Source organism: Streptomyces sp. NPDC038200, assembly GCF_055600785.1.
The window spans coordinates 141,536-154,468 of sequence record NZ_JBVJYH010000014.1 but is presented as its reverse complement, the minus strand read 5'-3'; the positions used below and the strand labels follow the sequence as shown (position 1 = coordinate 154,468).

The window sequence follows — 12,933 nt, the reverse complement described above, 5'->3', positions numbered from 1 at the left end:
CCGAAATACCTTCTCAACGTGGGCCGGGTAGACCGGACCACGTTGTCCGGCGGATTCCCGGCCACCCTACCGGCGCGAGGGGGTGGGGCCGTAGCGGGCGTCCGCCTGCTGGACGCGCCCGCACATGTGAGCGGACGAGCCGTCAGGCGGGCCCACCACGAGCCTGCCGGAACGCGCGGGGACCGCGCCGGGAAAAGGGTTACGCCGGCTGCTGCGCCGCGGCGATGCGCTCGCTCCGCAGCGCCTCGTACCAGCGGTCGTCGATCGGCGGCAGGGCGTTGACGTCCAGCGCCAGCTTCAGCATCAGGTCGGCGATCAGCGGGTTGCGGGCGAGGACCGGCCCGTGCATGTACGTGCCGAAGACGGTCCCGTTGTACGCGCCCTCCGTGCCGTCCCCGGTCCCGTTGCCCTTGCCGATCTGCACCCGGGCGAAGGGGCGGGCCGTGGGGCCGAGGTGGGTGACGCCCTGGTGGTTCTCGAAGCCGGTCAGCTGGGGCAGACCCAGCTGCGGGTCGATGTCCGCCAGCACGTCACCGACGCACCGCTCGCCCTCGCCGCGCACCGAGACCACGTCGAGCAGGCCGAGGCCCGGCTCGCGCTGGCCGAGGTCGTTGATGAACTCGTGGCCGAGGATCTGGTAGCCGGCGCAGACGGAGAAGACGATCGCGCCGTTCTCCACCGCGCGGTGCAGATGCCCGTCACGGCGCAGCCGCTCCGCCGCGAGCCGCTGGGGCCGGTCCTCGCCGCCGCCGATCAGGTAGATGTCGCCGGAGGTCGGGATCGGCTGGTCGCTGCGCACGTCGAGCCGGGCCACGTCCAGCCCGCGCTGCCGGGCCCGCCGCTCCACGACGAGGGCGTTGCCCTGGTCGCCGTAGGTGCTCAGCAGGTCCGGGTAGATCCACACCAGCCGCAGTTGGTTGTCGCTCATGAGGTGATCGCCCTTCGAAGATCAGTTGCCGACGCGGCGGCGCAGGTCCTGGAACGCGGTGTAGTTCGCGATGACCTCGATCCGGCCCGGCGGACACATCTGCACGGCCTGGTCGAGGTTCTCGCAGACCTGGAAGTGCTGGTTCGCGACCTCCAGTCGGACGGCGAGGTCCAGCTTCCGGTCACCGATGACGAAGATCGGGTGGCCGGTCAGCCGGGTGTAGTCGACGTCCCACAGCCAGGAGGTGTCGGTGCCGTCGGCTCCACGGGCGTTCACGGACAGGATCACCGGCGCCGGCGGCGGGTCGATCAGGGAGAACGTCTCCAGCCAGCCGGCCGGGTTCTTGGCCAGCAGCAGCCGGAGGTCACGGTTCTCGAACTGGACGACGTCGTACCGGCCGGCCACCGCCTGCACCTGGTACATCCGCTCCAGGGCGACCTGCGGCGGCACCCCGAAGACGGCGGCGACGGCCGCGGAGCTGGCCGCGTTCGCCTTGTTGGCGCGGCCCGGCAGCTGGAGATGGATCGGCCAGGCGGACCCGTGCGGGTCCAGCACGTGGTCGCCGGAGAGCGCCCAGGTCGGCGTGGGCCGGCGGAAGCCGCACTCGCCGCAGAACCAGTCGTCGCCGGGGCGCTGCATCACGCCACCGCACGACGGGCAGGACCAGGCGTCCTCCTGCCACATCTGCCCGGCCGCGACCCAGATCACGTTCGGGGACGAAGACGCGGCCCACACGACCAGCGGGTCGTCGCAGTTGGCGACGACGACGGCCTTGGAACCGGCCAGTCCCTCACGCCAGTTCTCGGCGAGCATCCGGGTCTCGGCCGCGCGGTCCAACTGGTCGCGGGAGAGGTTCAGCAGGGCGATGCACTTGGGGTCGGTGTCACGGGCCACACCGGCCAGGTACTTCTCGTCGACCTCGATGACGCCGAACTTCGAGTCGGAGCCGCCCGCGAGCGCGGAGGTGATACCGGCCGGCATGTTGGCGCCGAGCGCGTTCGACACGACCGGGCCCGCGGCGCGCAGCGCCTCCGCGATGAGCCGGGTGGTCGTGGTCTTGCCGTTGGTCGCCGACACCAGGACGACGTCCAGGTTCTGGGCGAGCCGGGCGAGCAGGTCGGGGTCGAGTCTCAGCGCGACCCGGCCACCGATCACCGACCCGCTGCCGCGTCCAGCGGCACGCGATGCCGCAGCGACCGCCTTGCCCGCGGTCACGGCCAGCTTGGCCCGCGGCGTGAGCGGGTCCGAGTTGCCTGCCATCAGTTCTCGATCCTCCTAGCGTACGCGCCGCGCCTGGGGCCATCCGGCAGCGTGGTGTGAACCTCAGCCTATCGAGATCCATTCCCACACCCGAATCCCGGCCCGACCTTCCACGGCGGGCATGAGCTGAACGAACCGTACCCTTGCCGCCATGCGACACGGTTCCATTCCGGGCGCCCGCGGGCGCGTCCGGCCTCTCATCCTGCTCGGCGACGCACCGCTGCGCGAGCCCTGCCGGGACGTCACCGACTTCGGTCCCGACCTGGCGGCGCTCGTGGAGGACCTGTTCGCCACGATGTACGCGGCGCAGGGGGTGGGCCTGGCCGCGAACCAGATCGGGGTCGGTCTGCGGGTGTTCGTGTACGACTGTCCCGACGACGAGGACGTGCGTCACCTCGGCCACGTGGTGAATCCCCGTCTGGTGACGGCGGACGGGGTCGTCGTCAGGGGACCGGAGGGCTGCCTGTCCCTGCCCGGGCTGGAGGCGGGAACCGAGCGACACGACCACGCGGTGGTCGAGGGGTTCACGGTCACCGGGGAGCCGGTCACCGTGCACGGCACCGGCTTCTTTGCCAGATGCTTGCAACACGAGTGCGACCACCTGGCGGGCCGGGTGTACGCGGACCACGTCACGGGCTGGCGCAGGCGCAGACTCCAGCGACAGATCTCCCGCGCCTCCTGGAGCCGGTGAGGGCTCAGAATCCCGGTCCGCCGACCTTGTCTCCCGCCGCCGCGAGCCGTCCCCACAGCAGATCCGCCAGGGACCGCACCAGTTCGGCCCGGGAGCAGGGCCGTTCCCCGAGCCACCAGTCTCCGGCGGCGTGCATCATCCCGACGATCCCGTGCCCCCAGACCCGGGCCAGCTGCTGGCTCTCCGGGCCGAGGTCCACCCGCTCCTCGATGACCTGGGCCAGCTCCTCGCCCATCCGCCGGAGCAGCGGGACGCTGTGCTTGCCCACGTCGAACCCCTGGTCGCCGCCCTGGCTCCCCTCCGCCGGGTGCATGAGGAACCGGTACACCTGGGGCCGGGCCTCGATGGCGGCGAGATATGTCTCCAGGGTGGACTCGACCCGCTCGCGCCGGTCGGCGGGGGCGTCCAGCGCGGCCCGCAGCGAGGCGAGCAGGGCATCGGTGTGCCGCTTGGCCAAGGCCGCGTAAAGGCCGCCCTTGTCGCCGAAGTGCCGGTACAGGATCGGCTTCGTGATACCCGCTTCCGCCGCGATCGCGTTCATCGACGCCTGCGGGCCGTCGCGCAGCACCACCCGGTCGGCGGCCTCCAGCAGCTCGCGCCGTCGGCGGTCGGCGGACCGCTGCTGATCGGTCCGCTGCGTGGTGTCCATGTGCTCTCCCCACCCGTGCTGATTCGGTGACGCCTGCGCAAAGTAACACTGACCGGGCCCCTGACATCGAACGGGATGCCGAGGCGTCATCGGCGGTTGACTTTTCCTACCGATCGGTAACACACTCCTGTTACCGCTAGTAACATTGCATTGCCGCCGCTGGAGGGGACATGGCCGAGTTCACCATGGAGCTGAACGACGAACAGAAGGAAGTCAGGGACTGGCTCCATGGCTTCGCGGCGGATGTGATCCGCCCCGCGGCGGCCGAGTGGGACGAACGCGAGGAGACTCCCTGGCCGGTCATCCAGGAGGCGGCGAAGGTCGGCATCTACTCCCTCGACTTCTACGCGCAGCAGTACTTCGACCCCACCGGCCTCGGCATCCCGATGGCCATGGAGGAGCTGTTCTGGGGCGACGCGGGCATCGCCCTGTCCATCGTGGGCACGGGCCTCGCCGCCGTGGGCGTCCTCGCCAACGGAACCGAGGAACAGATCGGCACCTGGATCCCGCAGATGTACGGCGACCAGAACGACGTCAAGGTCGCCGCCTTCTGCTCCTCCGAGCCCGACGCCGGCTCCGACGTCGCCTCCATGCGCACGCGCGCCGTGTACGACGAGGCCAAGGACGAGTGGGTGATCAACGGCACGAAGACCTGGGCGACCAACGGCGGCATCGCCAACGTCCACGTCGTCGTCGCCGTGGTCGACCCGGAGCTGGGCTCCAAGGGCCACGCCTCCTTCATCGTCCCGGCCGGCACGGCCGGTCTGGCCCAGGGGCAGAAGTTCAAGAAGCACGGCATCCGCGCCTCGCACACGGCCGAGGTCATCCTGGACGATGTCCGCGTCCCCGGCTCCTGCCTGCTGGGCGGCAAGGAGAAGCTGGACGAGCGGCTCGCCCGGGCCCGGGAGAAGGCGAAGGCCGGGGGCGGGGAGCGGGTGAAGAACGCGGCCATGGCGACGTTCGAGGCGAGTCGCCCCGCGGTCGGCGCGATGGCCGTCGGTACCGCTCGGGCCGCCTACGAGGTCGCCCTGGACTACGCCAGGACCCGGGAGCAGTTCGGGCGGCCGATCATCGACAACCAGGGGGTGGCCTTCCAGCTCGCCGACATGCGGACCCAGATCGACGCGGCCCGGCTCCTCGTCTGGCGGGCCTCCTGGATGGCGGTCAACGGGAAGCCGTTCACCGCGGCCGAGGGGTCGATGTCGAAGCTGTTCGCCAGCGAGACCGCCAAGAAGGTGACCGCGCAGGCCATCCAGATCCTGGGCGGCAACGGGTACACGCGGGAGTACCCGGTGGAGCGGATGCACCGGGACTCCGCGATCTACACGATCTTCGAGGGGACGAGCGAGATCCAGCGGCTCGTCATCGCACGCACCCTGGCCGGGATGCCGATCCGGTAGCGCCGCGGGGCGCGGGTGCACCGCGGTCCGCCGGCCGGGCGCGGCCCCGCCGCGCCCGCGCGGCGGAGCCGCGGGGCCGGCCACGGCCCCCCGGCCGGTGCGCTCACCGGTGTCTCAGAGGGGTGAGCTGCTCGATGTCGTACTTGGACCGCAGCGCCTCGATGGCCGCCTGGTCGGGTGGGCCCCCGTTGCCGAGGATCTCCAGCAGCTCCTCGAAATAGCGCTCGTGATCGGGTGGGGGAGACGCCTGGAAGAACATCTTCGCGGGGGTGTCCGTCGGGTTCGCGAAGGCGTGGGGGCAGCCGGGGGGTACGACGATGACCGTGCCCGGCGTCGCCCGGACCACCCGGTTGCCCGAACTCGACTCCCACGTGCGCCAGTTGTCGGGCGTGCGGATGCGCGGCTCGAAGGCGAGCACGTCCAGTTCGCCCTCCAGCACGTAGAACAGCTCCTCGCTGCGCGTGTGCACGTGGGCGCCGACGTCGAAGCCCGGCGGGACCTCCACCTCGAAGGTGGAGGAGGTCCGCGAATGCGTTCCCGTGACCTTGAAGGTCACACGCTGGGCAGGCGTGGCGACCACGCGGCCGTGGCCCGGTGGCACGAGCAGTCCCTCGGTCGACATGGGCGGCTCACCAGGTCACCGGCAGGGCCTCGGGCCCCCGGATCAACGCCCCCCGGCGGAAGACGACTTGGTCCGGCGGTACGGCCAGTCTCAGGCCGGGCACACGGTCCAGCAGGGCGTCCATCAGGAGTTCCTCCTCCAGTCGGGCCAGCATGCCGCCGGGGCAGTAGTGCGGGCCGAAGCCGAACGCCACATGGGGGTTCGGGCTGCGCGAGAAGTCGATGGTGTCCGGGTCGGGGAAGACCGCCGGATCGCGGTTGGCGGCCAGGTAGGAGACGTAGACCGGGTCGCCCGCACGGATGCGGACACCGCCGATCTCCAGGTCCGACAAGGCGATCCGGGACAGACCGACCGCGTTGCGGTGCGGGATGTAGCGCAGGAGTTCGTCGATCGCCCGGGGGCGGATCTCCGGCTGCGCGCGCAGTCGCTCCGCCAGCTCGGGGCGGCTCAGCAGCAGGTAGAACACCTGCCCGCTGTGGGCGGTGACCGCCTCGCCGCCGATCTGGAGGAGCACGGCGAAACCGACGGCCTGCTCCAGCGTGATCTCGCCGCGGCCCACCGCGGCTCCGAGCAGCGAGGCGACGTCCTCGCCGGTGCTGTTCTCGCGCAGTCCGATCAGGTCGGAGAAGTACGCGGCCATCTCCCGCTTCGCCCCCTCGCTGACCTCCTTGCCGTGCGAGGAGGACAGGATCAGCTGGGTCCAGGCGTGCATGCTGTGCCGGTCGCCGGCCGGGACCCCCATCAGCTCGCAGATCACCGCGATGGGGAAGGGGCCGAGGACCGCCGCCGTGAGATCGACGGGCGGCCCGTCCCGGAGGACCTCGTCGACCAGCTCGTCCAGCATGACGCGGGCCTTCTTCCGCACCCGCTCCACACCCTTCGCGGTGAACGCGGCGGCCACCGAGCGGCGCAGCAGGGTGTGCTCGGGCGGGTCGAGGAAGCCGACCGCGCCCCGCTCCGGGATGAAATGCGGGGCGAGCCGGGTGACCTGCTGGTTCTCCGTGACCGCCGCACGGCTGAAGCGGGGGTCGTTGACCACCGCGCGCACGTCGTCGTACCGGGTCACCAGCCAGGCCCAGCCCTCGCCGTGGGGCAGTTGGACCCGGGTGACCGGGCCCTCCGCCATCAGGTCGGACAGCACCGGGTCGAAGTCCGTCCCGGCCAGGTCGAGCGCCGGCCAGTGCCGGACCGGGGGAGGTTCCCCGGTGACCGTGGCTCTCGGGGTCATCGGCCGTCCTCGTCCGTGACCCAGCGGCCCACCGTCATCTCGGCGGTGATGCCGGGACCGAACCCGGCGAGCAGTCCGCGGGCCCGCTCGGCCGCGCCGCCCTCGTCGAACAGCCGGCGCAGCGCGTCCAGGACGACGGCGCTCGCGATGTTGCCGTACTCGGTGAGCGTGGCCCGGCTGAACCGGAACGCGTGCGGCTCGACCTCCAGGAACTTGCTGAGGTCGTCGAGTATTCGGGGACCGCCCGCGTGGATGATGTAGAAGTCCAGGTCGGACGCGTCCCAGCCGTGCAATCCGGCCAGGTCCTTCAGCGCCGGGGCGAGGGGCTCCATGGTCGTGGGCACCCGCTTGTCCAGCAGGAAGTGGAAGCCGGTCGCCCGGACGTCGTAGGCGATCCAGTCCTCCGTCTTCGGGATGAGGTAGGAGCCGTTGCGCTCCAGGCGGACGCCTGTGCCGCCGCGTCCACGGACCACGGCGGCGGCGATGCCGTCGCCGAACAGGCCGTTGGACAGCAGCGAGCCGACGCCGAGGTCGGTGGGCTGGTAGCACAGCGAGCAGAACTCGCAGGCCACGATGAGCGCGTTGGCGTTCGGGTAGGCCGAGCAGAAGTCGTGCGCCCGGTTGATCGCCGCCCCGCCGGCCGCGCAGCCCAGCTGGGCGATCGGCAGCTGGCGGGTGGTGCTGTCGAAGTCCATCTCGTTGATCAGCCAGGCCGTGAGCGAGGGCATCATGAAGCCCGTGCACGACACGTAGATGATCGCGTCGATGTCGCTGGTGAGCAGCTCCGCGTCGTCCAGCGCGCGCTGGATCACCGCGGGTACACGCGCCTTGGCCTCCGCCTCGTAGAGCTTGTTGCGGTCCTCGAACCCAGGGTGCTTGAGGGTCTCCTCGATGGGCTGGACGATGTGTCGCGTCTTGACGCCTGTGTTCTCGATCAGCCTCAGTGCCAGCGGGAGTTGTGGGTGGTCCGCGTGGCGGGAGCGCGCCAGTTCCAGCGTCTCCTCCATCGTGATCACGTGCTCCGGAACCGACACCGAGGGTCTGCACAAAGTCGCCATGAACCGTCCCTGCTTTCCGTTGTCCAGAGGGGCGTCGCCCACCGGTCAGAAGGTGGTTCACCTCTGTGGGTGCTACAGCAACCGTCACCCGGGAGAGCGACGATCTCGCGTTGGGTTACTCCGAACCGGGGACCCCGGCACCGGCTCGACGGCCGATTTCTGCCGCCGGACGAGGGAAAACGCGGTGACCGTCGTTAGGGCGGAGGCGTGCTCCGGACGAACGGGGGACGTGCTGGGGACGGCGACGGAGGGCTCCGGCCCGCGGCGCGCGGTGCCGGGCGCACGGCCCGGGGCGCGGAGGCTCTACGGCGCCCCGCTGCTGTGCGCGATGCAGGCCACGTCGATACGGTCCGCCAGCTTCGCCAGCTCGATGGTCAGCGCGGCAACCGTGTCCTCGTCCAGCCCCTGCTCCCCGGCATCGACAAGATGCAGCCACCGCGCTCCCACGGTCCGCAACAACTTACTCACGTCGGCCGCCGACACCTGCAAGGCACCGCGGTCGTCGACGATCAGAGGCAGAGTCACTTCGCGGTTCACAAAACGGGATGGTAGCCGCGCAGCGCTCACGCACCCTGCCAAACCGTGGTGATGTTGCAGAACTCCCGGATTCCGTGCCCGGACAGCTCACGCCCGTACCCCGACCGCTTCACCCCGCCGAACGGGAACGCCGGATGGGAGGCGGTCATCCCGTTGACGTACACGGCACCGGCCTCCAGGTCCCGGGCGAACCGCTCCACCTCGCTCTCGTCCCGCGTCCATACGTTCGAACTCAGTCCGAACGGCGAGTCGTTGGCGATGAGGACGGCCTCGTCGAGGTCGGTCGCGCGGTACAGCGTGGCGACCGGTCCGAACGCCTCCTCGCGGTGGATGCGCATCTCCCGGCCGATGCCGGCGAGGACGGTCGGCGGGTAGTACCAGCCGGGCCCGTCCGGTCGCCGGCCGCCGCACAGCACCTCGGCCCCGCTGCGCCGGGCGTCGTCCACCAGCTCCTCCAGGTCCTTCCTGCCCTGTTCGCTGGCGAGCGGCCCGATCTCGGTGTCCTCCGCCAGCGGGTCGCCGATCGTGAGGGCCCGCATGCCGGCGACGAACTTCTCCGCGAACGCGTCGTAGACGTCGGCGTGCACGATGAACCGCTTGGCGGCGATGCAGGACTGCCCGTTGTTCTGCACGCGCGCGGTCACCGCGACCTGGGCGGCGCGGTCCAGGTCGGCGGAGGGCATGACGACGTAGGGGTCGCTGCCGCCCAGCTCCAGCACCGTCTTCTTGATCATCTCGCCGGCGGTGGAGGCGACCGCCCGGCCCGCCGGTTCGCTGCCGGTCAGGGTGGCGGCCTTCACGCGCTCGTCGCGCAGGATGTCGTCCACCGCGCCGGACCCGATCAGCAGCGTCTGGAAACAGCCCTCCGGGAAGCCCGCCCGGTGGAACAGGTCCTCCAGGTACAGGGCGGTCTGGGGCACGTTGGAGGCGTGCTTGAGCAGGCCCACGTTGCCGGCCATCAGGGCGGGCGCGGCGAACCGGATCACCTGCCACAGGGGGAAGTTCCAGGGCATCACCGCGAGCACCGGGCCGAGCGGCCGGTACCGCACCCGTACGCGCGAGGCACCGGAGTCCGTCACATCGGCCTCGGGGGGCTCCTCGTCCGCCAGCAGCCCCTCCGCGCGCTCCGCGTACCAGCGCATCGCCTTGGCGCACTTCGCCGCCTCCGCGCGGGCCTGCGTGACCGGCTTGCCCATCTCGGTGGTCATGACGCGGCCGATCTCCTGCTGGTCCTCGTCCAGCAGATCGGCGGCCTTGGTCATCATCCGGGCGCGGTCGGCGAACGAGGTCGTCCGGTACGTGCGGAACGTGGCCTCGGCGAGCTGGAGCCGGCGTTCCAGCTCCTCCTCGCCCATGGCCTCGTACGTCTTGAGCGTCTCGCCGTTCGCCGGGTTCACCGTCGCGATGGGCATGGCTGACCTCCCTGGGAGCGGGCTTGTCTCGACCTTCGCGCGCGACCGGGCCCGGCGCAACGCGAAAGCCCCTGCTCAGCCCGAGTGCTCCGCCAGCCGGTCGAGAAACGCGGCCTGCGCCGTGATGATCACCGCACGGGCCCGGTCCAGCCCGAACCACGCCACCCGGTCCAGCTCCGGGAACTCCTGCGTCCGGCCGGACCGCGGCGGCCACTCCATGGTGAAGGTCCCCGGGACGATCGTCTCCGGGTCGAGGTCCGCCTCCACCGCCCATGCCGTGACGATCTTGCCGTTGGCCTGCACGACCTCGCCCAGCGGTACGGCCTCCCCGTCGGGCGGCGCCAGCCCCAGCTCCTCCCGGAACTCCCGCCGGGCCGCCTCCCAGGCGGGCTCCTCCGGGTCGTACTCGCCCTTCGGCACGGTCCAGGCGCCCGCGTCCTTCCTCGCGAAGAACGGGCCGCCCATGTGGCCGAGCAGGACTTCCGGTCCCTCGGCGGTGTGCCGGAACAACAGCAGTCCCGCACTGCGCTTCGTCGTCCGTACCGTCACGGCCTGACCTCCGGGTGGGCTGCCAGCAGGGCCTCCACGGTATCGGCTTCCTCGGGCCGTTTGTCCTCGCGGTAGCGGACCACGCGGGCGAAGCGGAGGGTGACGCCGGCCGGGTAGCGCGTGGAGCGCTGGAGGCCGTCGTAGGCGATCTCGACTACCAGCTCGGGCCGCACCCGGATGCCCCAGCCCCGTTCCTCGACCGCCAGCCGACGGAGCCGCTCGGTCTGCCAGGCGAGCATCGCGTCCGTCATGCCCTTGAACGTCTTGCCGAGCATCGCGAAGGTGCCGTCCGGGTTGCGGGCGCCCAGATGGAGGTTGGACAGCCTGCCGGTGCGCCGCCCGTGGCCCCATTCGGCGGCCAGCACCACCAGGTCGAGGGTGTGGACGGGCTTGACCTTGAGCCAGGAGGCGCCGCGCCGGCCGGCGCTGTAGGGCGCGTCGAGCGCCTTGACCACCACGCCCTCGTGGCCGCGGGCCAGGGTGTCGGCGAGGAACCGTTCCGCCTCCGGGGTGTCCGGCGGTCCCGAGGCCACCGTGCGCCGGACCCGCATCGGCTCGGGCACCAGCCGGGCCAGTTCGGTGTGCCGCTCGGCGAACGGCAGGTCGAGCAGGTCACGGCCGTCGACCGAGAGGACGTCGAAGAAGACGGGGGAGACCGGGGTCTCCTCGGCGGCCCTCGCCACGTCCGTCCGGGAGCCGACCCGGCCCGCCGTCTCCTGGAAGGAACGGGGCCGGCCCGCCGCGTCGAAGGAGATCACCTCGCCGTCCAGGATGAACCGCTCGCCGCGCAACTCCAGCGCGGCGGCCGTCACTTCGGGCAGCCGCTCGGTGATGTCGTCCAGGGTGCGGGTGTGGATCCGTACCGTGTCGCCGTCCCGGTGGAGCTGCACCCGGATGCCGTCCAGCTTCTCCTCCACCGCGCAGGCGCCCAGCTTCTCCACCGCCTCGGCGACCGACGACGCGCTGTGTGCCAGCATCGGCAGCACCGGGCGGCCCACGGTGAGCCGGAACCGCTCCAGCGCCGCGGGCCCCTCCCCGAGCAGGGCCTGGGCCACCGTCTGCAGCGATCCCGCGAGCATCACGGCCCGCCGTACGTCCGCCGGGGCCGCGCCGGTCGCCTGCGCCAGGCCCTCCACCGCGACCGCGTCCAGGGCCCCCTGGCGGACCTCGCCGGTGAGCAGGCCGAGCAGGAAGCGCTGTTCCTCCTCGGTGGCCGCGCCCATCAGGTCCCCGACGATCCGGGTCCGCTCCGCCTGGGAGCCCGGCCCGGACACCTCGCCCAGCTCGGTGAGCCGGGCGTCGACCTCCCGGACCGTGAGGCCCGGCTCCGCGGCGGGCGGCACCCGGCGGCCCAGCACCTTCCAGCCGACGCCGAGCCGGCCCTGCGGGAGCCGCCCGGCCAGGTAGGGGATGACGATCGGCACGTCGTCCGCCTCCGCGTCCCGGAACAGCTCCGCGAGCAGCGCGGTCTTGCGGGACCGGGCCGCCGTGGCGGCCACCTCCCGGGACACCTGGGCGAGCCGGGTCAGCAGCATGCAGTCATGGTGCCTCAGCGCTCCGCCGGACGCGCGGAGCCTGCCCGTGGGGCCCGTCGTGTCCCGCGGCCGGTCGCGTCCGTGCGGAGGCAGCCGCGTGCCCGGCGCAGCCCCGCGCCCCTCACGGGGCGTGCCCGTCCAGGTCGGCCATGAGCAGCTCCCCGTTGATCGCCGCCCCGGCGCGGTACCCCCGGCTGGCCGCGTTCACCACCTGCTCGGCGAAGCCGCTCGCGTTGCCCGCCGCCCACAGTCCGGGCACGCTCGTCAGGCCCCGCTCGTCGGTCACCGGGTAGCTGCCGAACGGCGTCTCGCGCAGTTCCGCGCCCAGCGCGACCAGCAGACGGTTGTCCGGGACGGCGCGCGGGGCCGCGTACAGCACCTCACGGTCGTGGACCGTGCCGTCCGCGAGCCGGATCCCGGTGAGCCGGTCGCCGGCGATCACGAGCTCCGCCACCGCGCCGGGCACGACCGTGACCCCGGCGGCGGCCAGCCGGCGCACGTCCTCCCCGGTCAGCTCCGCCTCGCTCACCTCGTGCAGGAAGAGCCGTACGTCCTTCGACCACTGGGTGACCATGAGCGCCTGGTGCACGCTGAGCGCGGAGGTGGCGAGGACGCCGGTCGGCAGGTCACGGGCCTCCCAGCCGTGGCAGTACGGGCAGTGGACCACGTCCCGGCCGAACCGCTCGGCCAGCCCCGGGACCGGCGGCAGCTCGTCCCGCAGGCCGGTGGCGAGCACCAGCTGCCGGGCCCGTACGGTCCGGCCGCCGGCGAGGACGACGGTGAAGTCCCCGTCCCGGCTCGCGTCCACCACCCGGTCCCGGACCAGCTCCACCCCGTACCGGGCGATCTCCGCGTGCCCCACGGCCAGGAACTCGGCCGGGGACATGCCGTCCCGGGTCAGGTACCCCTGCATGTGCGCGGCCGGCGCGTTGCGCGGCTCGCCCGCGTCGACGACCAGCGTGCGGCGCCGTGACCGGCCCAGCACCAGCGCGGCGGACAGGCCGGCGGCTCCGCCTCCGACGACGACTGCTTCGTAGCTGTTGTTCTCGGTCATGAGGCGACCG

General features: G+C 72.0%; 13 protein-coding genes. 2 read left to right on the top strand and 11 right to left on the bottom strand.

The annotated features are described in order from the left end of the window. Positions 1 to 199: 199 nt before the first annotated feature. A complete protein-coding gene (locus ACZ7KF_RS26565; RefSeq protein ID WP_471079873.1) occupies positions 200 to 928 on the bottom strand; it encodes a type 1 glutamine amidotransferase in 729 nt (242 codons plus the stop codon). A gap of 21 nt (positions 929 to 949) precedes the next feature. After that, complete coding sequence (locus ACZ7KF_RS26560) at positions 950 to 2,188, bottom strand: DUF1727 domain-containing protein (protein ID WP_471079870.1); 1,239 nt, start codon at positions 2,186 to 2,188, stop codon at positions 950 to 952. Between the two features lie 151 nt (positions 2,189 to 2,339). Between ACZ7KF_RS26560 and def the strand changes: the two genes are divergently transcribed. Then, positions 2,340 to 2,879 carry a peptide deformylase gene (gene def / locus ACZ7KF_RS26555; RefSeq protein ID WP_471079867.1) on the top strand — a complete coding sequence of 180 codons (540 nt, stop codon included), beginning with the start codon at positions 2,340 to 2,342 and terminating at the stop codon, positions 2,877 to 2,879. A 4-nt stretch (positions 2,880 to 2,883) separates the two neighbouring features. On the opposite strand, the gene ACZ7KF_RS26550 is transcribed toward def, so the two are convergent. After that, complete coding sequence (locus ACZ7KF_RS26550) at positions 2,884 to 3,528, bottom strand: TetR/AcrR family transcriptional regulator (protein WP_225829012.1); 645 nt, start codon at positions 3,526 to 3,528, stop codon at positions 2,884 to 2,886. A 170-nt stretch (positions 3,529 to 3,698) separates the two neighbouring features. Between ACZ7KF_RS26550 and ACZ7KF_RS26545 the strand changes: the two genes are divergently transcribed. Continuing rightward, complete coding sequence (locus tag ACZ7KF_RS26545; protein ID WP_471079864.1) at positions 3,699 to 4,928, top strand: acyl-CoA dehydrogenase family protein; 1,230 nt, start codon at positions 3,699 to 3,701, stop codon at positions 4,926 to 4,928. Positions 4,929 to 5,031: 103 nt separating this feature from the next. Here the strand turns inward: ACZ7KF_RS26545 and ACZ7KF_RS26540 are convergent, their stop codons facing one another. From ACZ7KF_RS26540 to ACZ7KF_RS26505, 8 genes are all read right to left on the bottom strand, one after another. Continuing rightward, positions 5,032 to 5,550, bottom strand: a complete 519-nt coding sequence (locus tag ACZ7KF_RS26540) for a cupin domain-containing protein (RefSeq protein ID WP_471079861.1) — start codon at positions 5,548 to 5,550, stop codon at positions 5,032 to 5,034. 7 nt (positions 5,551 to 5,557) lie between these two features. Further along, positions 5,558 to 6,778 (bottom strand): cytochrome P450, encoded by a 1,221-nt coding sequence (locus ACZ7KF_RS26535; RefSeq protein ID WP_471079858.1) that lies wholly within the window; start codon positions 6,776 to 6,778, stop codon positions 5,558 to 5,560. Continuing rightward, positions 6,775 to 7,836, bottom strand: coding sequence for a type III polyketide synthase (locus ACZ7KF_RS26530; protein WP_471080120.1), 1,062 nt, complete (start codon positions 7,834 to 7,836; stop codon positions 6,775 to 6,777). The genes ACZ7KF_RS26535 and ACZ7KF_RS26530 overlap by 4 nt, the downstream gene beginning before the upstream one ends. 303 nt (positions 7,837 to 8,139) lie before the next feature. Next, on the bottom strand, positions 8,140 to 8,373 hold the full coding sequence (locus ACZ7KF_RS26525; RefSeq protein ID WP_225829008.1) for a DUF6213 family protein: 234 nt from the start codon (positions 8,371 to 8,373) through the stop codon (positions 8,140 to 8,142). Positions 8,374 to 8,399: 26 nt separating this feature from the next. Continuing rightward, a complete protein-coding gene (locus ACZ7KF_RS26520; RefSeq protein ID WP_471079855.1) occupies positions 8,400 to 9,785 on the bottom strand; it encodes an NADP-dependent succinic semialdehyde dehydrogenase in 1,386 nt (461 codons plus the stop codon). Positions 9,786 to 9,860: 75 nt separating this feature from the next. Further along, on the bottom strand, positions 9,861 to 10,334 hold the full coding sequence (locus ACZ7KF_RS26515; protein ID WP_471079852.1) for an NUDIX hydrolase: 474 nt from the start codon (positions 10,332 to 10,334) through the stop codon (positions 9,861 to 9,863). Beyond that, positions 10,331 to 11,869 carry an ATP-dependent DNA ligase gene (locus ACZ7KF_RS26510; protein WP_471079849.1) on the bottom strand — a complete coding sequence of 513 codons (1,539 nt, stop codon included), beginning with the start codon at positions 11,867 to 11,869 and terminating at the stop codon, positions 10,331 to 10,333. The genes ACZ7KF_RS26515 and ACZ7KF_RS26510 overlap by 4 nt, the downstream gene beginning before the upstream one ends. Positions 11,870 to 11,990: 121 nt before the next feature. Further along, positions 11,991 to 12,923 carry an NAD(P)/FAD-dependent oxidoreductase gene (locus tag ACZ7KF_RS26505; protein WP_471079846.1) on the bottom strand — a complete coding sequence of 311 codons (933 nt, stop codon included), beginning with the start codon at positions 12,921 to 12,923 and terminating at the stop codon, positions 11,991 to 11,993. Positions 12,924 to 12,933 lie beyond the last annotated feature (10 nt).

Bases quoted from the DNA above. Each gene is read 5' to 3' on its own strand.
- def (WP_471079867.1), top strand. From the start codon at position 2,340: ATGCGACACGGTTCCATTCCGGGCGCCCGCGGGCGCGTCCGGCCTCTC.
- ACZ7KF_RS26520 (WP_471079855.1), bottom strand. From the start codon at position 9,785: ATGCCCATCGCGACGGTGAACCCGGCGAACGGCGAGACGCTCAAGACG.
- ACZ7KF_RS26550 (WP_225829012.1), bottom strand. From the start codon at position 3,528: ATGGACACCACGCAGCGGACCGATCAGCAGCGGTCCGCCGACCGCCGA.
- ACZ7KF_RS26535 (WP_471079858.1), bottom strand. From the start codon at position 6,778: ATGACCCCGAGAGCCACGGTCACCGGGGAACCTCCCCCGGTCCGGCAC.
- ACZ7KF_RS26545 (WP_471079864.1), top strand. From the start codon at position 3,699: ATGGCCGAGTTCACCATGGAGCTGAACGACGAACAGAAGGAAGTCAGG.
- ACZ7KF_RS26510 (WP_471079849.1), bottom strand. From the start codon at position 11,869: ATGCTGCTGACCCGGCTCGCCCAGGTGTCCCGGGAGGTGGCCGCCACG.
- ACZ7KF_RS26565 (WP_471079873.1), bottom strand. From the start codon at position 928: ATGAGCGACAACCAACTGCGGCTGGTGTGGATCTACCCGGACCTGCTG.
- ACZ7KF_RS26505 (WP_471079846.1), bottom strand. From the start codon at position 12,923: ATGACCGAGAACAACAGCTACGAAGCAGTCGTCGTCGGAGGCGGAGCC.
- ACZ7KF_RS26560 (WP_471079870.1), bottom strand. From the start codon at position 2,188: ATGGCAGGCAACTCGGACCCGCTCACGCCGCGGGCCAAGCTGGCCGTG.
- ACZ7KF_RS26530 (WP_471080120.1), bottom strand. From the start codon at position 7,836: ATGGCGACTTTGTGCAGACCCTCGGTGTCGGTTCCGGAGCACGTGATC.
- ACZ7KF_RS26540 (WP_471079861.1), bottom strand. From the start codon at position 5,550: ATGTCGACCGAGGGACTGCTCGTGCCACCGGGCCACGGCCGCGTGGTC.